Here is a 22,977-nt window from a genome sequence, read left to right as displayed (position 1 = left end):
GGATAGTGTTATAGGGTTACATCTAAACCAAAGCCATAGTAAATTGGCGTTGGGTATGATCGCGCGCTGTTGGCACCACCGGCCCCCAGGTTACTGTTAAATTCCGTCGATTCCGGATCGATAAATCTCACGCCCGAAAACGTAAGCAGGTTTTGGCCCGATACATACGCCCTCAGCTTTTGTAAACCCAGCAGTTTGGCCCAGGCATTAGGAAGTGTATAACCTACCTGTACATTCTTTACGCGCAGGTATTTGCCATCAAACAAATACATATCCGAACCACGCCTGAAGTTGTTTTCGTTTGACTGACTGCCGCTGGCCGCGAGGCGGGGGAAGCGGGCATCGGGGTTTTGAGGTGTCCAGTAGTCAAGCTGATGCTGATAGATAACCTGCGAGTAGTTTACGTGAAACGGCTCAACCTGCTCGCCCCTGATAAACATGCTGCGTTTACCTACGCCCTGTAAAAACAGGTTAAAGTCAAAGCCTTTATAGCTTACATTATATGTAAAGCCGAAAGTTAAACGGGGGAACGGGTTACCGAAAACAAACTTATCATTATCGTCAATTACGCCGTCGCCGTTAACATCAACATAGCGGTTATCGCCGGGCGATACGGTTAAACCGGTTGGCTTAGGGCCTGTTTGAATATCGTGAAGGTTTTGGAAATAGCCGTCGCGTTTTAAAGCAACATATGAGCCTATCGGCAAGCCTACGCGGTTGATCACCTGCATCTCATCATAGCTTTTTAGCTGATCGCCGCCCTCAAGGTAAAGCACCTTGTTTTTGCTATCGGCCACGTTGAAGCTAAAGGAGTGTTTAAAGTTTTGCGTAGTGAGGTAATAGTTAACTGTTAGCTCCCAGCCATGGTTTTGTACTTTACCGGCATTATAACTTGGCAAGCCGGCTCCAAATGTTCCCGGCACAATGGGCGGCAGCAGGATATCGCGGGTAGTTTTATTAAAGTAGTCGATAGCAACGGTAAGGCTGTTTTTCAGGAAACCTGCGTCAACCCCAATATTAAGGGTTGCAGCACGTTCCCAGCGCAAATCGGGATTGGCAAAAGCTATAGCCGTACCGCCCACGCCCGAGTTGTTAAAGCCGTAAGCATTTTGGAAGGGGCCGTAAGTACGCAGGTACTGGTAATCGCCAACACTTTGGTTACCTAAAATACCGTATGATGCACGCAGTTTCAAATCGCCGATATTGTTACGATAGTTTTGCATGAAGCGCTCTTCGGTAAGGCGGTAACCACCCGATACCGATGGGAAGAAAGCGCCGCGATTTTGCGGTGCAAATTTTGATGAAGCATCTACACGAAAATCAAACTCACCGTAATATTTGTTCATGTATGAATAACTCGCCCGGCCAAATAATGAATTAAGACTGGTTTCGGTAGTTCCGTTATTAGATGCTGTTGAGCTGGGGTCGATAATAGTACCTGTGGTAGGTGTGCCCAGTTCCGGGTCGGTATATTTAAGATGGATGCTGTTTGCCTTAGCCGTGGTAGATTCGTTAGCCACACCTACCAATACATCAACATTGTGCGATTTATTGAAGGTTTTAGCGTATTCGGCCAATAGCTGGGTATTGGTAAACAGGTTCTTGTTATTATCATCGTTGGTATTCCTGTCGGCGCCATAAGTACCTGAAGGATAAAAGTTAACCTGCTTAACCCTGGTAAACTGATGGTTTGCGAGCAAACGACCGCCAAAAACAGCTTTCAGTTTAAAATCTTTAGTAACCGACAGCTCGGCATTTAAATTACCCAGCAGGTTGTCATCATCATGGGTACGGTAACCGCCCTGTTCCAGGATGCCAAGCGGATTAAACTCTGTGAGTACATCATTGGTTAAATACCGTCCCTGATCATCTTTAATTTTATAATAGGTAGGCGTACGGCCGGCATCAACTATAAGGGTACCTGTGCTGTAAGAATGTTCACGAATTTCGGAACGTGAGTAAGCCAGGATACTTGTTAGTTTCAATTTACCGTAGTTGCTGGTTAAGTTCATGCGGTAATTGTAGCGCCTTAAACCGTAATCGGGACCAACCAGGTTGCTTCGCTGATCAGTTACCCCCGCCGATACCAGGAACGATGTTGTGGCATTGCCTCCTGTTAAACTCAGGTTATGACTTTGCTGCCATGAGTCTTTCAAAATGGCATCCAAAAACCATTGCTGGTCGCCCTGTTGCTGAAAATCACGAATTTGCTGCGGACCATAAATTGGCTGCAAACCGGCATTGACCATCGCTTCATTGCGCAAAATGGCATTTTCATAACTATGCACAGGCTTATAACCAACATGCGGCGACTGGATACCTGCCTGCCCATTGTAATTCACGGTAGTGCGCGAATTATTTTTACCTTTTTTGGTAGTTACTAAAATAACCCCATTTGCCGAGCGCGAACCATAAATAGCCGCCGAACCGGCATCTTTTAGTACCGAAACACTTTCGATATCCAAAGGGTTAAGCAAGTTGATATCCCCGCCGGTAATACCGTCAATAACCACCAGGGGCGTATTATCATTAAGCGTACTTACCCCCCTGATGTTCACATTGGCATAAGCTCCGGGTTCGGAGCTGGTTTGTTGTATAATAAGGTTGGGCGATGTGCCCTGCAAAGCCTGCGTTAAGTTTATTGAAGGTTTTGATTCAATGGCTTTCGCGCTGATCTGGTCAACCGCGCCTATAACATTGGAGCGCCGTTGGGTACCATAGCCTACCACCACTACCTCATTAAGCGAAGTTCTTTCAGGAACCAACTGCACGTTCAGCGTAGCCTGGTTGCCGATGGGCTGCTCTTTTGTTGCATAGCCTATAAAGTTAAACACCAGTACAGCGTCAGCATCGGGCGCATCAATGGTGTAATTACCGTTAATATCGGTTACGGTGCCAATGGTTGTACCTTTAACCCGCACGCTTGCGCCGGGTATCACTAAGTTGTTTTCGTCGGTAACTTTACCTTTAACTTTGATGGGTTGCCTGGGGCCATGCTCAATGCCCCCTGTGTTACTCTCAATCTCGGGCTTTTCATCAATAACAATAACATCGTCAATGATCTTATAGCTGAGATTAAAGGGCGTTAAAACCTGGTCGAGTACTTCCCTGATACTTTTGTCCTTGACCTTAAGGCTTATGACATAAGTTGGTTTAAGTACATTATCGGCATAGGCAAATTTGATATGCTTTTCGTTCGAGATCTTATCCAGCGCATCGGTTAGTTTGGCATTTTTTAATTTGAGCGTAACCGATACCTCCAGAAATTTTTGCCCGAACGAGTTGTTTGCCACGGCCGTAAAGCACATGAGGCAAACCACAAAGCAGGCGAGCGAGGTAATTTTCATTAATATTAATACATGACGAATTACTCCATTTGAAAATAGAGATATATTCATAGATTTGAGAAAATTAAAGTGTTTGAAATTCAAGTGCTTCGTTCTGAATTGGACCTCTAAACGCTGCACTTATTAATAACCCGGCATTTTAGTTTAACCCTGTCAAAATCCCTTTTGAGCAGGGTTTTTTAATGTATTTATGTTATCATAGCTTGTATTTAGGTTAACTGATAATTGGTATATCTCTTTTATTAATTGGTTTTTATGTTAACAACCCTTGCCTTTTAGCTGATAAGCCAAGCCTTTCTGCACAGCTTTTCCCTTCACCAGTTTCGATATGATCTTCATAATATTTTCCAGTGAAACATTGGTAAAATTGGCCGTGATGGAGCAACGCGCCAGGTTAACATCGGCCTTTACGGTTACGTTGAAATGGCGGTTAATGGTGTTGAGCACTTCGGGCAGTGCCATGTTTTTAAATACCAGTTCACCGTCTTTCCAGCTACTTAGTGCATTCACATCAACCTGTTTATTTTTGGTAACAGATAGGCCATCCTTATTAAACACAACCTCCTCGGCGGGGGTTAAAAATGTAGTTGTACTTTTCGCCTTACCTGCGGGGGTAACCACCCCTACTTTTCCACTTAAAACATCAACCTTTATAAAGCGCTCGTTAGCGTAGGCTTTGATATTGAAACTGGTACCCAATACATGGGTGCTCACCTGCCCCGTATGTATAATAAAAGCTTTGGCAGGGTCGTGGGCTACATCCAAAAAAGCTTCGCCTTCAAGCTTAATCTCCCGTTTTTCGCCCCGGAAAGTTTCGGGATAGATAAGCCTACTGCCTGCGTTTAACCATATTTTAGTACCATCGGCAAGGGTAAAGTTTACAGTTTGCCCGTTGGCTGCAACCAATTGTTTACTGGCGATAGGATCCAAACGATCAAGCAGGGCATAACGGTAATGATAGGCCGCAGTTACTGAAACACATAGGCCCGCAAGAAGCGAGGCGGCAACCATCCATTTTTTTGATTTACCTGATGTTTTCTTTTCCCTATTATCTATAGCTGCATTGATCCTGCTGTATACGCCATCAGCGTTAAATTCCACCTCATCACCTGCCTCGTTTTGTACGCCGCGGAGATCGAGCTCGTCGAAATATTTATTTACAAGCTCTTCCTGCAAATGCCTGTTATTTGCACCGGATTGTTTTTTTCTGAAAGGGAATTTTGCCATGGTTTATAATTGCAGGATGCAATAAACCGGGGTACCCCCCAAAGCAATTGAAAATATTTTTAAAAAAACCACCAAAAACATACAAGTAATTGATAATAAGAAAATTATATTTATTAAATTAGATAATTAATTATTTCCTGCCACACCTAAACACTTAAAAAAACAAACCGATGCCTACCGAAAGATCACCTTACAGCACCTATGCAATGACAGAGGGCGAAATTGTACATAAGATAAAAGGTCACTTAAAAACTTGGAACCTAATTTCAACGGCTTATAATTACGCGATTTATATATTGGGGTTCATTTCTATATCCACCTCTGTTTTTGTAGCTGGTTTTATTGGAGTTAAGAAGGAAGATTCGGCTTTATTAGCAGTATGTCCTCAAATATTAAAAATATGTGCAATTGTTTCAAGCATTTCATTAACATTATTAACAGCATTCAATATCGTTCGTAAATCAAACGACACCAGAAAAGCATGGCGCATTCTTAATACCGCATTGTTATTTTATCATTCAGGAAAATATAGTATAGATAAATTAATAGAAGAATATTATAGGGGCGAAGAGGTAATTGGTACGGTTGACTTTAACTTTAACAGCAAACAAGATGATGCTACAGGAAAGGTTAGTTTCGACAACACAGATAGTAAAGTGAAGCCAGAAAAGAAAAATAAAACACGAGGAAATAATCGCTGATTATTAACACCACTATTTGCCAAACATATGCAGCATTACCAGTGCCACCACCGACGGCAGATAATCGGTTAAACCGGTACGCAGATACCTCAAAGCAATAGTGATCTGGTTTTCGACGGTTTTAATAGAAATGTTTAGCCGGGCAGCTATTTCTTTATTGCTGAGATACTCTTTACGGCTCAGGGTAAAGATCTGCCTGCATTTTTCGGGTAACTGAGCCACGCCATCTTCCAGTAAATGAGCAATATCATCCTGGAACAATTTACTATCTGCCGAATATTTTTCAACGAGCGTTTCAATCACCGCAAGATCTACCGATGCCTTTTTAGTGCGAAGATAAAATAACACGCGGTGCCTGATGGCTACTTTGAGGTAAGCTTCGAGCGAAGTGATATTTAGCTGATTGCGCTTTGTCCATAAATCAATAAATAACTCTTGCACCAGGTCTTCACAAACATCCTTATCCCTGAAAAGATTATAAGCCGCGTAAAACAACTTCGACGAATATTTATGGTACAGGATTTCAAATGCCTTACGGTCATCAAGCCTTAACTGCTCCAATAACCGGGCATCAGGCCACATTTGATATTCCTTATCGTGGAGCATAAGCGGCGGTAAAACGGTTTACTGATTGGTAGGGCATATTTACAAGAAAATTTTTAAATAAAAAAACTTTTAAATATTCCTCCCGCTAAACAGGTTACCTCATCAGCTAATAAAACATAATGAAATAGTGGCCCATACGCTGGTTTTAATTGATTGAATAGTTGCCTTTCTCTTGCCCCACCGCTTCTCAATATCTAACTTTGTATTATGTCAGTCGCCCAAAATATAAAGGTTGCCGTTGATGCCGTAGTATTTGGATATACCTCCAAAGAGGGATTGTCCGTACTGCTCATCAAACGCAATATTGAGCCTTTTAAAAACAGCTGGGCGCTGCCGGGCGGCCTGGTGGCCGACCATGAATCATTAGAGGAAGCTATTCAGCGTGAGCTAAGGGAAGAAACCGGCGTAAACATCACCTACCTGGAGCAGTTATACAGCTTTGGCCAGCCAGGGCGCGACCCACGTAACCGGGTGATCTCCATAACGTATTACGGCCTCGTGCGGCCTGATGCCTTTGTTGTTAAAGCCGCTACCGACGCCAGCGATGTAAACTGGTTCAATATCAAAAAGCTCCCGGCCCTGGCATTCGATCATACAACCATTATCAGCGTAGCGCGCGAACGCCTTAAAAGTAAAATGCTTTATCAGCCCGTAGGTTTCGAGCTGCTTGAAGAAAAGTTCCCCTTCTCCGAACTCGAAAAACTCTACCTCGCCGTGCTCGACCGTCCTATCGACCGCCGTAACTTTAAAAAGAAGATCACCAAATACGGCTTCCTCGAAGAAACTACCGAAAAACAAGCCCTCGAAGGCGCCGGCAGACCGGGTAACCTTTTTCGCTTTAATGAGGAAAAGTATTTTCAGTTGAAGAAAGAGGGAATTAGTTTCGAGATATAAGCCAAGCCCCCTCTAAATCCCCCCCGGTTGGGGAGACTTTTACTATTTCGTCGTCCCGAATTTATTTCGGGATCCCACATGCTTAGTCTCCGCTATGTTTGCGCCTCTGCTTATGGGGTACTAAAACAAGTTCAGCATGCCCCATTCGTCATCCCGAATTTATTTCGGGATCCCACAGGCTAAGTCTCCGCTATGCTTGCGCCTCGGCTTGTGGGGTGCTGAAACAAGTTACCCATGACAACTTAAAAAATGGGTGTCATACTGAGCAATGTCATTAAGTTAAGAGATTGACAAGCTGCACCAGAGGTGCAAAAGGTTTGTAGAAACCATTTTGAATAGATTTTTGGTGTGCCAGCGGTACACAACTCCGGTGTTCCGTACCTCTGGCACGGTTGTTATTGGTATAATATTTTGCTACAAACCTGTTCCCCCTCTGGGGGATTTTTCTTAACTTAATGACATTGCATGCTGAGCCCGTCGAAGTATGGCGGGCAGGCCTCTGCACACGAGTCTTCGACAAGCTCAGACTGACATGCCCTCTTTGTCATCTAACCTTCAGAGTCCATGGATTCAATCACTCAGCATGACGAGCTTATCAAAGATTTCTAAAAAATAATTTGTGTATAAAAAACACATATTTATATTTGCGTATAATTGACACAATATAATAAAACACGGGTAAATATAAGCCAAAAGCCCAGGATGATATTGCCGACCTGGCCTGGTTTAAACTAACAGACCTGCCTTTAATGATAAAAGATAGCTCTGTAAGCGAAGAACACATTGAATTGTTTAATTTCATCACCGGCAAATACCTTAAAAATTAAAGCCATGAAAAAGGAAAATCTGATCCTCTTAGCCGACGCATATAAATACGCCCACCATAAATTTTACTACCCCGGCACCACCAATATTTACAGTTACCTGGAAAGCCGCGGGGGAATGTTCAACGAAACTGTTTTTTTCGGTCTGCAATATTTTTTGAAGGAATACCTGCAGGGACCGGCCTTTAACCAGGTTGATCTGGATGAGGCCGACGAATTTCTGAAACAGGTATTTGGCCGCGATGATGTGTTTGACTGCAGCAAGTTTCAGTACATACTGGATAAATATAACGGTCACCTGCCGGTGCGCATTAAAGCCGTTGCCGAAGGCAGCAGCGTACCCACCGGCAACGTGCTCATGACCATTGAAAATACCGACCCGGAATGTTACTGGCTCACCAACTTCCTCGAAACCCTGCTGATGCAGGTTTGGTACCCTTGTACCGTGGCCACACTTAGCCACGAGGTTAAAAAAGTAGTTACCCGGTACTACGAAGATACCGCCACACCCGAAGCTTTCGGCGGAATAGGCTTTGTGCTGAATGATTTTGGTTTCCGTGGGGTGAGCAGCGTGGAGAGTGCCAAAATTGGCGGGGCTGCCCACCTGCTTAGCTTTGCAGGCAGTGATAACCTGGCAGGCTCCGGCATGGCTATTAAATATTACCACGCCGATAAAGTATACGGCCTCAGCATCCCTGCTACCGAGCACAGCATTTGTACCCTGCTTGGGCAGCAAGGCGAACTGGAAGTATTTAAACATGTGTTGCGCAGCTTCCCTACCGGCGTCATTGCCTGTGTAAGCGACAGCTACAACATTTTCCGTGCCTGCAGCGAGTACTGGGGCGAGGATTTGAAACAAGAGATCCTGAAACGCGATGGTACACTGGTGATCCGCCCGGATAGCGGCGACCCGGTCATGACCTTATTGGAGATTTTCGGAATTCTGTTTGATAAATTCGGCTTTACCACCAATGCCAAGGGCTATAAAGTGTTGCCTCCGCAGGTTAGGGTGATCCAGGGCGATGGGGTTAATTATACCGAGATAGGCGTGATTTACAAAGCCTTAAAAGAAAATGCAATCAGCGCCGAAAACCTGGTGCTGGGCATGGGCGGGGCCTTACTGCAAAAGGTTGATCGTGATACGCAAAAGTTTGCCCTGAAATGCAGCAGCGCCGTGATAAATAGCAAAGAGGTAGCCGTTGAGAAAAGTCCGGCCGAAATGGATGCCAATGGCAACATTACCACCAGCTTTAAAAAGAGCAAAGGCGGCCGCCTTAAACTGGTAAAAACTACTGAAGGCTACAAAACCATTCAGCAGAATAAACAACCCGAACTGGCCGACCAGTTACAAACCGTTTTCGAGAACGGCCATATCATGAAAGATTTTACCTTTGAACAGGTGATCGACGCCTTACAGAACCAATAAGTCACATTAACAAAAAAGCTTTAAGCCTTAAGCATTCTGCTTTCAGCTCATATATAGATGCTCAAATGAAAAAATTACTATTCGCCATAACCGGATATGAATACCTTGCCGAAAAAGTGCTTGCCCTTGGCCATTGCGAACGCGGCGAAATTGAAGTAAGCCACTTTACCGACGGCGAGCGTTACCAGCGCATCCTGTCCAACGTGGAAGGTCGCGAGGCGTTGCTGATCGGCGGAACCGTGAGTGACAGCGCCACGCTTGAACTGTATGACCTTGCTTCATCACTGGTGAGTTATGGAGCCGATTCGCTTACGTTGGTGATCCCCTACTTTGGTTACAGCACCATGGAACGCGCCGTTAAACCCGGCGAAATTGTGACCGCCAAAACCCGCGCCCGCCTGCTTTCGGCCATACCCAAATCAAACCGGGGCAATAAAGTGATGCTGTTCGACCTGCATAGCGAAGGTATCCAGTACTACTTTGAGCAGGACCTTTACCCCGTACACGTATACTGTAAGGATATTGTAATACAGGCTGCCACCCAATACGGCGGCGACAACTTTGTAATGGCCAGCACCGATGCGGGCAGGGCCAAATGGGTAGAATCACTGGCTAATGATATGGGTGTAAACGCCGCCTTCATCCTCAAACGCCGCCTCAAAGGCGACCATACCGAGGTAAGCGCCATCAACGCCGACGTAGCCGGGAAAACGGTTATTATCTATGACGACATGATCCGCTCAGGCGGCAGCATCGTAAACGCCGCACTGACTTATAAAAATGCCGGTGCAGGGGATATTTATGTGATCACCACACATGGTTTGTTTGTGAACGATGGCATTGGTAAGTTAAAAGCCTGCGGGGCTATTAAGAAGTTGATCTGCACCGATACACATGTGAATTGTAAGGATCTGGAGGGCGATGATTTTGTAGAGGTGAGGAGCGTGGCGGGGTTGATTTGTGGGTGAAAAGAGGAAAGATTTTATTTTCCTTTAATAATGCATTTGCTAAAAACACTTAAACCAATATCGCATGAACGAAATTTATCGCTTCCGAAGAATTGAGAATCTTTTAGGAAAGCATCAGGAATTAGCCAAACAACAGATATATTTTGCTTCTCCCGATCAGCTAAATGACCCGATGGAAGGCTATCGTGACATCTTTTGGAAAGGAGACCAAATTGTTTGGGAGAATTTTCTGATTAATTATTTGCGTTGCGTAAGCCGTATATTCTTTTTATACTTACTATTGGGAGAATCAAAAAAGCTTACCGCCGACGATTTACCGCTTAATTCCTACGGGAATATTTACGAAACCCCTCAAAGCTTAGCGCTCTTTAGAAAGATAAAAACAGCTTTTTTTAAACATAAGTTTATTAGCAACTTATCCGATTTACTCTCGAAACGCGGGGCTCCAATTCGCAGACGTGAATTATCTTCATATCTTTCGTTCGTTCAACACTATGCTATTAATACAGTTTCTCAAATATATTACCAAGAAGGTTTTAGTAAAGAGCGCTTATTTTATCATGAACTGCCAGAAATGGAAAAATACATTTCCAGAAGCCATATCTATATTAAATTGATTAATCGGCTCGAAAAAAAACTTGTTGGCAACACTAACTCTGCTGATTTAATCTTTTCTATAGCTGATCAAATCAGAAAACAGCAACAACTCGCGGTGAAATACAATGAAATGACCGCTGAGCATTTAAATTCGAATGTATATTTTCTAACCATGGAGTTACCCGATAGTTTTCTGGACAAGCTGGAAACTATTATGTACTCAAATTGGTATTCGGCATCATTTCTTGGGAACTGTACAAATTCGGCAATTTGGGGCCACTATGCTGACAATCATCGCGGCGTTTGCTTAATTTTTTCCCCCAACTGGTCGAAGTTTAGCGACAGCGTAACTTCGTCCTAAAATGATTTAAGCTTTCAGCTTAACTTTTGACGGTGGTAATTACTTTACTGCCAGTCGGACTACGCAAGCAAAATGCTTGCATAGTTTTAGGTCTAAGTTACTCTATAGCTAAACTTAGACCAGCTTAAGTCTTATAGTTCATGGTGTTTACACGCACAATTTCTACCTTTATAAATACCATGCTAATCCACAAAGAAATCAAAGATCGCGAACTCTACGTATACATGAACGGCAAACTCATTTACAAAAGATGGCTTGATACCGGGGCATCAAAAGTATTTGATGTTATGGCTTATAATAAAAATACGCTTGTAAGCATCAAGGATCCAGAGCAGCAGGAAAAATGCGAACAGGTAGCAGTTAGTGCCCTATTAAAATTAAAAGCAACCGCGGATGGCGGAAGACGAACCGGAATATTGAGCGGGTACAGGCCCGATCATTTTTTTGAATACGCCGAAAACAATGGCAGACTTGAAGCATTCATGGGTGATATTACCTGGTATAATGGACTTGCTATTGAGCCGGGGGAAGAAAAAGTAGTAACTGTTAGATTTTTGTTCCGTCCGCAAATAGAACAATATCTGAGCGTGGGCCGGAAATGGCGAATACACGAGGGCCCGGTTTGCATTGGAGAGGCTGAAATAATCGATTTTATTTGAAGCTTCCTAAAATGTGTTAAGCTTTCAGCTTAACGGCATGACGCTTTCAGGCATTTACCTTATAAAAATGCCTGATACTCATGCGAGCCAGGCACCCCGGTTTACTTAACACCGGCCTGGCCATCGGGCGAACGCCTCCATCTGAAATAAGCATCCAATACTTTCAGCGACGCAAGGTCCGGAACAGGGCCGGTATGCGCCGTTTGGGAAAAATACATTACTTCCGGACGGGCGGGGCTGTAGGCCGGCCATTGGGGCTTTCCGGCACCATTGGGGTCGCCATACTTTGCAAAGTTTGTCCAGTAAGTACTCATCGCATCCGAAATATCCAGGTCTGCTTTAGCCTGCGCACCTGAGGCATTGAGCAGGCCGAATACATAAGCCACTTCCTGCGCATGCGGTGATCCATAACCTGCCTGCGGGGAACCTGCCGGATACTCGGGGTGTTGATCAAAATAATAATAAAAAACCTTGGATTTGCCCCTCTTCGCCTGTAATGTAGCCCAGCTCCAGGTATGCCAGCCAAACGCCGCATCACGTGTTAAGTCGCGCGCGGTTTTTGCTACCGTACCGGTGCCGGGCGGATAAGCCTTAATAAGTTCATCGGCGAATTTTCCATAACGGTTTTTTACCGCGGCTATATAGTCATCCGTAGTTTTGGGCGGCGAAAAACTGGCCCCTTCATCAGAGTTGTAGCCAACCAGTATCGGTATGTCGTTGTACTTCCCGGCTTCGTAGAGCTTATACTGATCATCGGGAATTACCCAGCCATCAACAATGGGCCATGCAAGCCCGCGTACGGCAGGGAGCTTATCAGCATCAACTTTTCGCAAACTGTCAATTGAGGGATACCCGGCACCTTTAGCATATGCTTCGCCGGCAGCTTCGGCATCATGCAGCTTTTTCATATTTTCGCCCGGAAAAGTTGTGGTACGCGTTGGGCCGAATGAGCCCCCGCTTTCGGAAATGGCCCCGCGAAACAGTCCTTTAGCCAGTGGACTTGCACATAACATACTAACCGCGATGCCTCCTGCCGACTCGCCAAAAATAGTTACCTTGCCAGGATCGCCCCCAAAGGCCGCGATATTTTGTTTAATCCATTTAAGTGCTGCTATCATATCAAGAAGGCCGTAGTTACCGGATACGTGATTCGGACTTTCGGCACTTAACTCAGGATGCGCCAAAAATCCAAGCTGGCCCACGCGATAGGCGATGCTTACCAGCACTACATTTTTTTTCGCGAGGTTGGCGCCATTATAAGCCGGTTCGGCAGTGCCGCCGGCATTGAAAGCACCGCCGTAAATCCATACAAGGACCGGAATTTTGCTATCGGTTGATTTAGCAGGCGTCCAAACGTTCAGGTACAAGCAATCTTCACTTTTTCCCGACACGGGGTTGCCACCCTGCATGGGTTCCGGGGCAAATTTGTCGGCCAGGCGCACACCATCCCATTTCGCGGCGGGCTGCGGAGGGCACCAGCGCAATTTGCCAACCGGAGGAGCGGCAAATGGAATGCCTTTATAAACTGCGAGGCTATTTTCAAAGGTACCCTGCAGCAGCCCTTCATTTACCTTAACAGGAGCCGGTTGTGCATTGGCAGCTACCACAGTAAACACTGAAGCAAGCATAAAAATTAAACGTCTCATAAAATTGCGATTGGTTGTTCAAAACTACCATTAAACCGCTAATTCACAACTGTGAAAACAAGTATTTTACCGTGCTGCTGCGCGTTTCTCGGGTATCTCTAAAACTAATATCAGTAAAGCACATGCAGCATATGTACACCGGCAATAAAGTGACTCAAGCCTCGGGGCCGACGAAGCTTCGCTTCGTCATATACACAGAAAAGCGCAAAGCTAATCTCACCGGCTTTAAGCAATGGTGGCAGTACTTTGTCACCATCAAGACTCCGTTAACCGGCCTTATCAAAAAACATTAAAAAAAGTATAAAAATAAACTCAAAAATAAGCCCCCGTTTGGATTAAAGGTGAAACACTAAATAAATACTCCAAAAAGTTTTAAATACTGATTATCAATAATTTAACTATATCCCATCCAAAAGCACAAACCGCTGATTATCAACGAATAACATTTTTAACCTGTTCCGTTATTTTACACTTAAAAAATGGAACACATGGATTTTCAAAAAAAGAGCACCGGCCTTTTTTCATTTTTTTTTTCGGGAATCAAAAAATTGGGACACCTCATTTGTTACAATTGATCCTGGCCATAAAGGCGCTTGCACATTATTTGAGCAACAAAAAAGGGGCAGCAACCTACACCAGGCGCTGCCCCTTTTTTGAATAAGCAAACCATTTAATACCGACGATTAATCTGCCCGGCTCTGCCCGCTCCCGAATATCATCCTTAGTGCCTGGTCGCGTGTTAAAAAGGCTACCGCCCAGTTATACAAAGTTTTAATTTTATTATTATAATTTACTAAGGACATCAGGTGGATAAATAGCCATACAAATAAAGCTGCAATACCACTAAGGTGTACCTTGTGCTTAAACAGGTCGACCACGGCATTATGCCGGCCAACAATGGCCATATCTCCCCTGTCGAAATACTTAAATGGTTTCATGGCTTTGCCTTTTGCCATGGCTATAAAGTTCTTGGCGGTATTGCGTCCCATTTGTATAGCAACCTGTGCCAGTTGCGGGTGCCCTTTTGGATAAACCGGATCGGTTATTTGCACACTGATATCGCCTATGGCATATATATCTTCAAGGTCTTTAACCCGGTTATATTCATCAGTGATCATGCGGCGACCTATACCTAAACTACTTGCAGGGATCCCCTCAAAAGTATTGGCTACGATACCGGCAGCCCAAATAAGGGTTTTGGCTTCAAGTGTTTCACCATCGGCAAAGGTTATCACACCGTTATTAAAATCGTTTACATGGGCATTTAATTTAACTTCGACACCCAACTCAATCAGCGCCTGGCGGGTTTCCTTGTGAGTTTTATCGCTCATGGGGGCAAGCAAATCAGGGCCGCCATCAACTATGTAAATTTTGCCTTTGGCATTCATTAGCTCGGGGTAATCCTTTTTCAGGATATAGTTTTTCATTTCGGCAAGCATACCCGCTACCTCAACACCTGTTGGGCCACCCCCAGCAACTACTATAGTTAAAAGCTTTTGACGCTCAACGGGATCGGTAGTAATGGCCGCCTTTTCCATTGTTTTAATAAGGCTGTTACGCATTCGGAGCGCGTCGTCAATTTCTTTAAGGGAGATAGCATTTTGTTTGATACTCTCAATACCGTAAAAATTTGTACTTGCACCGGCCGCGAAAACGAGGTAATCATAAGATAGCTCGCCATTGCTTAAATAAACAATCTTTGCCGCAGGATCAACCTTAACCACGGCTGCCATACGGAAACTCAATCTTTTATCCATGAAAAGCTTACGGAACGGATAGCTGATACTTGATGGTTCGAGAAAACTGGTTGCCACCTGGTAAAGCAGCGGCGTAAAATAATTGTAGTTATTTTTATCAACCAGGGTAACATCATAATAATTGTTTTTATATAGCTGCTGTGCAATGTTGAGTCCGGCAAAACCACCGCCAACTATTACAATCTTTGTTTTGCCGTTTTGTGGTGTTATACTTGTCATGATACTTAATATTTTATAGGCAGGTAAAGCAGGCTCAGGTCCTGATCTGAAAAATATTCCGGCTTCATTTGCCTCGTTTTTCTACCATAAATTTACTAAAGTTTATGACAACAGGCCTCATCTTAGTGTAATTATTACACAGTTAAAAACCCATTCGGTTTGGCTGCTTTACCTCGCCTATGCAATACAAAATTGCGCAGTAATACCTGATTAAAAATGGCTGAAGTTCTGATGTTTTTGTCTATTTTACGGTTCGGGACAATTAATGATTCCGGTATGACAAATCGCAATCAAAACTGTTAATTCGAAGAAGAATTGAAAAACTAACTAAAGTAATTATATAGAGAGTCTACTAATTTCATATAAAATATTTGAATAAAGTTAATAGGCAATCTTTGGAATTTGAGCTTTCGGCTTTTTGCATTCTGCTTTTAGCTTTCAAATCAAGATACCTGACAACTATTTAACCAGGTATTGAAGATTAGAAATATGAATGGGCGCAGGTTTATATTTCAATGAATATCCCTGGCGTGCTGATAACACCGCTTTAATTTCAGACATAATCGATAAGGCTATCTCTTCTGCCCCCTCAGCGCCTATATCCAAGCCTACCGGGCCATAGATGTCGTTCAATTGTGCCTCGCTGATAGATATGCCTGCATCTTTGACTTCTGCCAGCATACGTTCCAGTTTCTTTTTAGGGCCGAGGATGCCGATATAAGGTAACGATGTAGGTAATAGTTCTTTAAGCAGTGCTACCTCATAGTTATAATTGTGGGTCATCATAACAATAGCCGTACGATCATTGATCTTTATATGTGATAATACATCGGCTGGTTTGGCAGTTACAATATTTTGAGCAAACGGGAAGCGTTGCTTAACGGCATAATTAGGCCGACCATCTATCACGGTAATATTCCAGCCTAAAACCGCAGCTATTCGTGTTAAAGGAATTGCGTCGTTACCTGCCCCCACAATCACGAGCGAAATCACAGGTTTAATATGTTCTACAAAAGCGGTATACTCGGTATCAGCCTGGTAAAACCGTATTTCTGATCGCTGTTCCTCCAGTACCCTTTCAGCATCACTTACCAAAGCAACCTGGTATTGCAGATGCCCGGAATGGCTCACCGTAAGTTTGTCTTCGGTAAGGCAAAGACAAGTGCCCGGCTGTGGCGTTTTTCTGTCTTTAATGGAGAACACAGTTGCAAGTACAGCGTTCCGGACATTACTGATGATCTCTTTTAGCAGGCTAATTGGGTTATCGATATCGCCCGTTATAGGCTCAATAAGAATATGGATAATGCCATTGCAGCCTAACCCCACGCCCAGTTTGGCATCGTCATCGTCGGTAGTATCATAGGTTACCAGTAAAGGTTGTTGCTGCAGGATCACCAGTCGGGCTTTGCGCAGGGCATCGCCTTCCAAACACCCGCCGCTTATGGCGCCGGTAAGTTGCCCGTCTTCAGTTATCAGCATGCGTGCACCAGCCCTGCGATAGGCAGAACCTTCCACCAATACAACAGTAGCCAGGGCAGTTTTTTTACCCAGCGCATGTGCCTCATCATAGGCGGCGACAATGTCAATGATCTCTTTCATCAGCAGCTTTACAGCTATATCAGTTTATCGGGCGTTATGGGCAGTTCCCTTACCCTTTTGCCCGTAGCATTATAAATGGCGTTTGCCAAAGCGGGGGCCACCCCTATCAATGAAATTTCGCCAATGCCTTTGGTGCCTACCGGATTTAAAACCGGATCGGGCTTATCAATAAATATAGCTTCTATCTGTTGGATATCGGCATTTACCGGCACGTGGTAATCCGCAAAGTTACCATTAATGTAGCGCCCGTAACGATCATCAAAAACAGCTTCTTCAGTCATGGCCATGCCTACACCGCCAACCGCACCGCCAATCATCTGGCTGCTGGCGGTTTTGTGGTTAACTATTTTTCCGGCATCAACACAGGCTACAATCTTTTTGATCTTAACCTGCCCCGTAAGCGGGTGTACATGCACTTTGGCAAAATGTGCCGAAAACGAGTACATGGAATATTTTTGCGCTTCGGGATTGCCTTTTGATTCTTGTGTAAGCTCAACCGACGGCATATTGTTTTGCTTTAACACGGCAACGTAATCAATAGGCTCCATGCTGTCGGCTGGCTTACCGGCCATGGTGTACAGCTTCTGTTTCAAAGCCACACACACATCATGAACCGCCGAGCCAACAGATGATACCGTTGCCGACCCACCCTGCGTTGGCGCATTAGGAAAAGCCGAATTGCCCAGCTCAAATGTGATCTTATTTGCGGGGATCCCCAAAGTATCAGCAGCTATCAACACCATTGATGTTCCCGTACCCGGGCCAATATCACTGGTAGCGCTCTGAATATTTACGCTGCCATCAGCCATTAACTTTATTTTAGCCATGGCATTACCACGATATGCGCCAAACGCACCGCAGCCTATCCCGTAGCCTACCAGCCATTCGCCCTCTTTATTGGTGCCGGGTTGTGCTTTACGATCGGCCCAGCCTATGGCCTCGGCCCCTTTCTGGTAACATTCCTTTAGGTATTTGCTCGACCATGGCTTGTTCCGTTCAGGATCAGTATCGGTATAGTTTCTCAGTCTTAACTCTATGGGATCGAGATTAAGCTTGTAAGATAACTCATCCAGCGCCGATTCAAGTGCGAAAGAACCTGTAGCCTCACCCGGACCGCGCATAGGCGCAGGCACGCCTACATTTAAAGGCACTACCTTGTAAAGCGTATTTACATTAGGACTGTTATATAAAAACTGCGATACATTTACCGCCCCTTCAGTAAATTCTTCATAAACGGCTGTTTGCGAATGCGATTCATGGGTAATGCCAATCAGCTTACCATCGGCAGTGGCACCCAGTCCTATTTTTTGGATGGTTAAAGGGCGATAGCCTACCTGCGTAAACATCTGTTCGCGGGTGAGTGTAAGTTTAACCGGACGTTTTACCAGTTTAGCTGCCTGTGCGGCTGCAATTTCATGTGGCCAGGTACGTAACGAAGAGCCGAAAGCTCCACCGACAAACCTTGAATTGATCTGCACATTATCGAGATTAAGTCCGAATGCCGCAGCAATGGATCGCTGGGAGCCTTTTACGCCCTGCGATTTGGTATACAGTGTAACCTTATCATCCCCATCCCAAAAAGCGGTGGTAACGTGCAACTCCATAGGGTTATGTACTTCTGTGGGAAGCAGATATTCCTCTTCAACCATTACCGGCGCATTTTTATAAGCATTTGCCTCACCGCGCACGTAATCTTTATAATTACCCTTTTGAGGTGTTACCCCTTTATCTATGTTTTTATGAAAATCAGTTTCAAAAGGCTCCGTATTGTAAGTTGCTTTAACCAGGCTTGCGGCGTAGGTAGCCCGTTCAAAGGTATCGGCAACTACCAGCGCAATGGGTTGCGCGTTAAAATAGATCTTATTATCATTAAATAACTTAAGCCCGCGTACCGGTCTTTCGGCGCCGGCCTGGTAGCCCGGTACTTTTGGCGCATTAAATGGCGTAATGACAGCAAGCACCCCCGGCGCGCGCTCGGCAGCCCTGGTATCAAGCGTAGCTACCGTGCCCGAAGCAATGGTTGCCGATACCAGCACACCATAGGTAAGGTTGGGCACTTTATATTCACCGCTGTATTTAGCTCTGCCGGTTACTTTTAACCGGCCATCTACACGGCTTAAGGAATCGCCAATTGCGTCTTTTTTCATGAAGATCAGTATTAAATCTATTAGCTAAATAATCGTTAATTATGTTGCAAGGCCGGTGGCCAATTTCAAGGATTGTACGATAGCATTGGGCGCAAGCTTTAACTTAAACTTGTTGTACTCATAAGCTTTAGCTCCCTGCATGGCAATTTGAGCAGCCTGCTTAAAATTATCTTCAGTAACAGCTTTACCTTTTAAAAATGTTTCGGCAGTGGTTAAACGCCACGGCTTATGTGCCACCCCGCCCATGGCCAGCCTTGCGCCTGTAATAGTATTATTTTCGATATGCAGAGCAGCAGCTACCGATACCAGAGCAAAGGCATATGATGTACGGTCGCGGATCTTTAAATAGTAAACATGCTTGTTATAAGCAGATGATGCTACAGGCAGATCAACTGAAGTGATCAACTCGCCTTTTTGCAAGGTATTATCAAGTTCCGGATGATTGCCTGGCAAGCGGTGAAAATCGCCGATCTTAATAGTTCTCGGGCCTTTTATACCCGTTACGTGTATGGTGGCATCCAACGCGGCCAGCGCCACATTCATATCACTGGGATTAACAGCAATACATTTATCGCTGGCGCCAAAAAGGGCATGCATGCGATTAATCCCCTCCAACGCTCCACAACCGCTTCCGGGTGTACGTTTATTGCAAGGCATAGCAGTATCAAAAAAATAAGGACAGCGGGTACGCTGCATAAGATTGCCCCCAACGGTAGCCATGTTGCGCAGCTGCGGCGAAGCACCGGCATTGATCGCCAGCGCCAGCAACGGGTATTGCGCCTTTATATAAGCGTACTCAGCAACCTCACTATTGGAGGCTAAAGCACCGATGTGCATACCTGTGGCTGTTTTCTCTATCTTTTTAAGCGGGAGGCGGTTAATATCAATCAGCTTATCGGGTACCACCAGTCCCATCTTCATCATATCAACCAAATTGGTTCCGCCTGCCAAAAAGTACCCATTGGGTTCTTTCGCCAATGATTTAACGGCGGCAGCTGTTTCGGCTGGCCGTGCATACTGAAACTGGTTCATACCATACCCCCCTTAACTTCCTGAATAGCTTTAGCAATATTGGGATAAGCGCCGCAACGGCAAATGTTACCGCTCATAAACTCTCTGATCTCGGTTTCAGAACCGGCATGTCCCTCTTTAAGCAAAGCCACAGCCGACATAATTTGTCCTGATGTACAATATCCGCATTGAAAACCATCATGCTTAATAAATGCCTCCTGCATGGGATGCAGCTCTTCCTCTTTGGCAAGGCCTTCAATAGTGGTTATCTTTTTACCATCATTTGTTAATGCCAAGCTCAGGCACGAGTTAATGCGTACGCCATTTACATGCACCGTACAAGCGCCGCATTGGCCGCGGTCGCAACCCTTTTTTGTACCTGTAAGATCGAGGTATTCGCGCAGCACTTCCAGCAGGGTAACACGCGGTTCAACCATCAATTCATGTTTTACACCGTTCACCTCCAGGTGCAGGGCTTGCTTTTCAAAAACGCCGGCAAGTTTCTCATCCCATTGGTTTTCGGCCGCTTTAACTACAGTAACCGGTGTTAAGGCAATGGCCGTTAACAGCGATGTTTGCTTAAGAAAATCACGGCGCGTTCCGTTTGAGATGTCTTCGCCGTCGGTTGGAGTGCAGGGCTTTATTGTAGACATAGGTACAGCGATTTATAATTACACCAAGATAGCACTTTTAATATCAATAACTCCGTAACAAATTTGTTTTGAACAATGAAAAATCCAATTATATCAATAACTACAATTTTAATATTTCCTCCAACAAAAGTTTAGGGCTAACTTTAAGCAAATACTTCACAATGAAAATGATCCCACTTTTTAAATGCCAGAGCTTGCGGCAGGCTATTGGATTTTACACGAACGTGCTTGATTTCAGGTTCAAATACCCTGAAGCCACCAATGATGACGGCGTTGTTGACCTAATAAGCGAATTTGGAGAGCTGCAGTTAACCGTATATGAAAGCGACCGCTTATTTGGTTCGGTGGTAAATGTTTGGATTGATGATGTGGATAGCCGGTTTACATATTACGTATCCCGCGGGTTGGATACCTCTGCTAAAAAAGAGTCGCCCGTTCACCAGGGACCAACCGACCAAACCTGGGGAACGCGCGAGTTTTATGTTACGGATACTGACGGCAATACTTTACGGTTTTGCCAGCGGCAACGGTAGATATTTATTGAATTACCCTAATCCCGGCTGGGACATTAATCACCGATTTCACTTTACCATCAGCCTGCTTAACATGTTCAATTTTCACAATACCATATGGCGTTGGATAAGTTCCTTCGGCATAGCTCAGATCGCCCAAATGGGGTTCAATCTTAATTACCTTACAACCTGGCGCTATTATCTTTACACCCAACACATACTCAGTTAACCACGGTGTTGGCCCTGATGCCCAGCCGTGCGAAAGACTATGCCTGAAACCTTTATAACAATAAGCGCCATAATCACCATGGATATCTTTTTTACCATTGGGCACCAACTCATCTATCCGCGAAGCGTTGGGCAGCCAGTCGATATTAAAATCTTCCCAAAAAGTAGTAGCGCCAAGGTTCAGCATCGGCCCCCAAAAGTTACGGATAGCGTCAATGCCACCCTGGTAGTCGCCGGCTTTGGCTTTGGTCAACAGCATATAATAACCAAAAAACGTTGAGTAATTGTGTACTCCATCTTTAGAAAGAATATCGTTTGCTTTTCGGGCAGGGAGTAAACCCGATAATCCCAATAAGGCTGCCGCCTGTTTTGAACCGCTGGCATCCGGCACATTGGTTTTTAGTTTAGCAACCGCATCTTCGCATTTTTTGGCGGTGGCCGGATCTTTCAATATTTTGCAGAGTTCGGCACCGGCATTCAGGGTCATCACCAGCATGGCCTGTAAACCGGCATGAATAGCAGGTTTATTTTCGCTCGATGGCCAGTCCAAAAACCGACCGGCGCCGTCCAGCTTTTCGCTGCCATTTGCATCAACCTGTACAGCGTACTGATTCAGCAACTTTACCAGGTAAGCTTTCTGCTGCCGCAGATATTTCAAATTACCGGTGTGCATATACCAATCGCGTTGGATTAGGATCCACCACATGGAATAAGATACCATCCCGTTCATATAGCCCGGCAATGGCGTAATATCGCGGGCCAAATCAAGACTTTTGGACACTACCGGATTATCACCAAATACAGCGGCAATGGTTGATGTTTCGGGATGCATATCGCCTACCCAAACCAGCCTGTCGCGTTTAATACCGTCCCAAAGATAATCCTGCATATTGAGATGTACGGTGTATGCACCGGTAAGCCATATTTTGTTAAGCAGCGTATCACTGCATTTAAATGAGCCGAGGTAAGGGATATCGCGGTAAACAAAAATAGCCCTCGCTTCTTTCAGCTTAAGTTGACTATTATCGTCCACCAAATCTATCCGTACAAAACGAAAACCGGTGTTGCCAATTTCCAGCTTACCCAACCATGGCAGGGACATGATCATGTCGCGCATAGCGTGGTCGTTAGTAGCGCCTTTTATGGTATCGATATCTGACATAGCTTCGCCCGCCGATTCGCCAAAACGGATACGCACCCTCACTGGCTTGCCACCCCTCGACTGATCGGTTACCAATTGCAAACCGCCGTGCAATTCCTTACCAAAATCAAGCAATAAACCGGGTTTGCCCTTTTCATTACTTTGAAGAATGCACAAGTCATTACCTGAAAGATTGGCTTGTCCATCACCTTGCTTCAGCAGTTTTTCGGCATTGATAATATTGGTAGCTGCATCGGGCGATTTCCAAAGGATGCGGACCGGTGAAAGATATTTCCTCACCGTTTCTGTCGATTCCGCTTCGGCAGATCGCTTAGCATCAAAAACCGGAGGAAGCTTTTGGGCCTTGCAAATAAAACAGATGATAGTCAATATGAGTATACCGATGATTTTCTTCATGTGAAAATATCTTTTTGTCTGTCTTTAAAATTCCGCT

Annotated in this window: 17 protein-coding genes; 7 read left to right on the top strand and 10 right to left on the bottom strand. The window is 44.8% G+C overall.

Annotated features, from left to right (window positions below; translation table 11 throughout):
* Nucleotides 1–8: 8 nt before the first annotated feature.
* On the bottom strand, nt 9–3,347 hold the full coding sequence (locus MusilaSJ_RS26075; RefSeq protein ID WP_274987684.1) for a TonB-dependent receptor: 3,339 nt from the start codon (nt 3,345–3,347) through the stop codon (nt 9–11).
* Between the two features lie 258 nt (nt 3,348–3,605).
* Entirely contained in the window at nt 3,606–4,574 is a 969-nt protein-coding gene (locus tag MusilaSJ_RS26070; protein WP_274987683.1) for a FecR family protein, read from the bottom strand.
* Nucleotides 4,575–4,744: 170 nt separating this feature from the next.
* Here MusilaSJ_RS26070 and MusilaSJ_RS26065 point away from each other — a divergent pair, with 170 nt between their 5' ends.
* Nucleotides 4,745–5,275 (top strand): hypothetical protein, encoded by a 531-nt coding sequence (locus tag MusilaSJ_RS26065; protein WP_274987682.1) that lies wholly within the window; start codon nt 4,745–4,747, stop codon nt 5,273–5,275.
* A gap of 12 nt (nt 5,276–5,287) precedes the next feature.
* Here the strand turns inward: MusilaSJ_RS26065 and MusilaSJ_RS26060 are convergent, their stop codons facing one another.
* Entirely contained in the window at nt 5,288–5,881 is a 594-nt protein-coding gene (locus MusilaSJ_RS26060; RefSeq protein ID WP_274987681.1) for an RNA polymerase sigma-70 factor, read from the bottom strand.
* 207 nt (nt 5,882–6,088) lie between these two features.
* On the opposite strand from MusilaSJ_RS26060, the gene MusilaSJ_RS26055 reads away from it, so the two are divergent.
* The 5 genes from MusilaSJ_RS26055 to MusilaSJ_RS26035 all read left to right on the top strand — a co-directional run bounded on the left by MusilaSJ_RS26055 (nt 6,089) and on the right by MusilaSJ_RS26035 (nt 11,610).
* Complete coding sequence (locus MusilaSJ_RS26055; RefSeq protein WP_112654126.1) at nt 6,089–6,775, top strand: NUDIX hydrolase; 687 nt, start codon at nt 6,089–6,091, stop codon at nt 6,773–6,775.
* Between the two features lie 831 nt (nt 6,776–7,606).
* Nucleotides 7,607–9,025, top strand: coding sequence for a nicotinate phosphoribosyltransferase (locus tag MusilaSJ_RS26050; protein ID WP_274987680.1), 1,419 nt, complete (start codon nt 7,607–7,609; stop codon nt 9,023–9,025).
* Between the two features lie 65 nt (nt 9,026–9,090).
* Nucleotides 9,091–9,993 carry a ribose-phosphate diphosphokinase gene (locus MusilaSJ_RS26045; protein ID WP_274987679.1) on the top strand — a complete coding sequence of 301 codons (903 nt, stop codon included), beginning with the start codon at nt 9,091–9,093 and terminating at the stop codon, nt 9,991–9,993.
* Between the two features lie 64 nt (nt 9,994–10,057).
* Nucleotides 10,058–10,951: a hypothetical protein gene (locus tag MusilaSJ_RS26040; RefSeq protein ID WP_274987678.1), complete on the top strand. Its 894-nt coding sequence runs from the start codon at nt 10,058–10,060 to the stop codon at nt 10,949–10,951.
* 179 nt (nt 10,952–11,130) lie between these two features.
* On the top strand, nt 11,131–11,610 hold the full coding sequence (locus MusilaSJ_RS26035) for a hypothetical protein (protein WP_274987677.1): 480 nt from the start codon (nt 11,131–11,133) through the stop codon (nt 11,608–11,610).
* Nucleotides 11,611–11,711: 101 nt separating this feature from the next.
* Here MusilaSJ_RS26035 and MusilaSJ_RS26030 read toward each other — a convergent pair whose 3' ends face one another.
* From MusilaSJ_RS26030 to MusilaSJ_RS26005, 6 genes are all read right to left on the bottom strand, one after another.
* Nucleotides 11,712–13,256, bottom strand: coding sequence for a carboxylesterase/lipase family protein (locus MusilaSJ_RS26030; protein WP_274987676.1), 1,545 nt, complete (start codon nt 13,254–13,256; stop codon nt 11,712–11,714).
* A 683-nt stretch (nt 13,257–13,939) separates the two neighbouring features.
* Nucleotides 13,940–15,232, bottom strand: coding sequence for an NAD(P)/FAD-dependent oxidoreductase (locus tag MusilaSJ_RS26025; RefSeq protein ID WP_274987675.1), 1,293 nt, complete (start codon nt 15,230–15,232; stop codon nt 13,940–13,942).
* Between the two features lie 459 nt (nt 15,233–15,691).
* Complete coding sequence (locus MusilaSJ_RS26020) at nt 15,692–16,831, bottom strand: XdhC family protein (protein ID WP_274987674.1); 1,140 nt, start codon at nt 16,829–16,831, stop codon at nt 15,692–15,694.
* A 14-nt stretch (nt 16,832–16,845) separates the two neighbouring features.
* Nucleotides 16,846–18,978: a xanthine dehydrogenase family protein molybdopterin-binding subunit gene (locus MusilaSJ_RS26015; protein ID WP_274987673.1), complete on the bottom strand. Its 2,133-nt coding sequence runs from the start codon at nt 18,976–18,978 to the stop codon at nt 16,846–16,848.
* A gap of 39 nt (nt 18,979–19,017) precedes the next feature.
* Nucleotides 19,018–20,010: an FAD binding domain-containing protein gene (locus MusilaSJ_RS26010; RefSeq protein ID WP_274987672.1), complete on the bottom strand. Its 993-nt coding sequence runs from the start codon at nt 20,008–20,010 to the stop codon at nt 19,018–19,020.
* Nucleotides 20,007–20,642: a (2Fe-2S)-binding protein gene (locus MusilaSJ_RS26005; protein WP_274987671.1), complete on the bottom strand. Its 636-nt coding sequence runs from the start codon at nt 20,640–20,642 to the stop codon at nt 20,007–20,009. The genes MusilaSJ_RS26010 and MusilaSJ_RS26005 overlap by 4 nt, the downstream gene beginning before the upstream one ends.
* Nucleotides 20,643–20,803: 161 nt before the next feature.
* Here MusilaSJ_RS26005 and MusilaSJ_RS26000 point away from each other — a divergent pair, with 161 nt between their 5' ends.
* The gene (locus MusilaSJ_RS26000; RefSeq protein WP_274987670.1) at nt 20,804–21,175 is read left to right on the top strand and encodes a VOC family protein; all 372 of its coding nucleotides are present in this window, start codon (nt 20,804–20,806) and stop codon (nt 21,173–21,175) included.
* A gap of 4 nt (nt 21,176–21,179) precedes the next feature.
* Here the strand turns inward: MusilaSJ_RS26000 and MusilaSJ_RS25995 are convergent, their stop codons facing one another.
* Nucleotides 21,180–22,940, bottom strand: a complete 1,761-nt coding sequence (locus MusilaSJ_RS25995; protein WP_274987669.1) for an alpha-L-rhamnosidase-related protein — start codon at nt 22,938–22,940, stop codon at nt 21,180–21,182.
* Nucleotides 22,941–22,977: the final 37 nt, after the last annotated feature.

Origin of the sequence: Mucilaginibacter sp. SJ, from assembly GCF_028993635.1 — a bacterium.
In the GTDB taxonomy this organism is placed as follows: domain Bacteria; phylum Bacteroidota; class Bacteroidia; order Sphingobacteriales; family Sphingobacteriaceae; genus Mucilaginibacter.
Note: the sequence above shows the minus strand (reverse complement) of the source record. Positions and strands in the feature narration are given on the sequence as shown.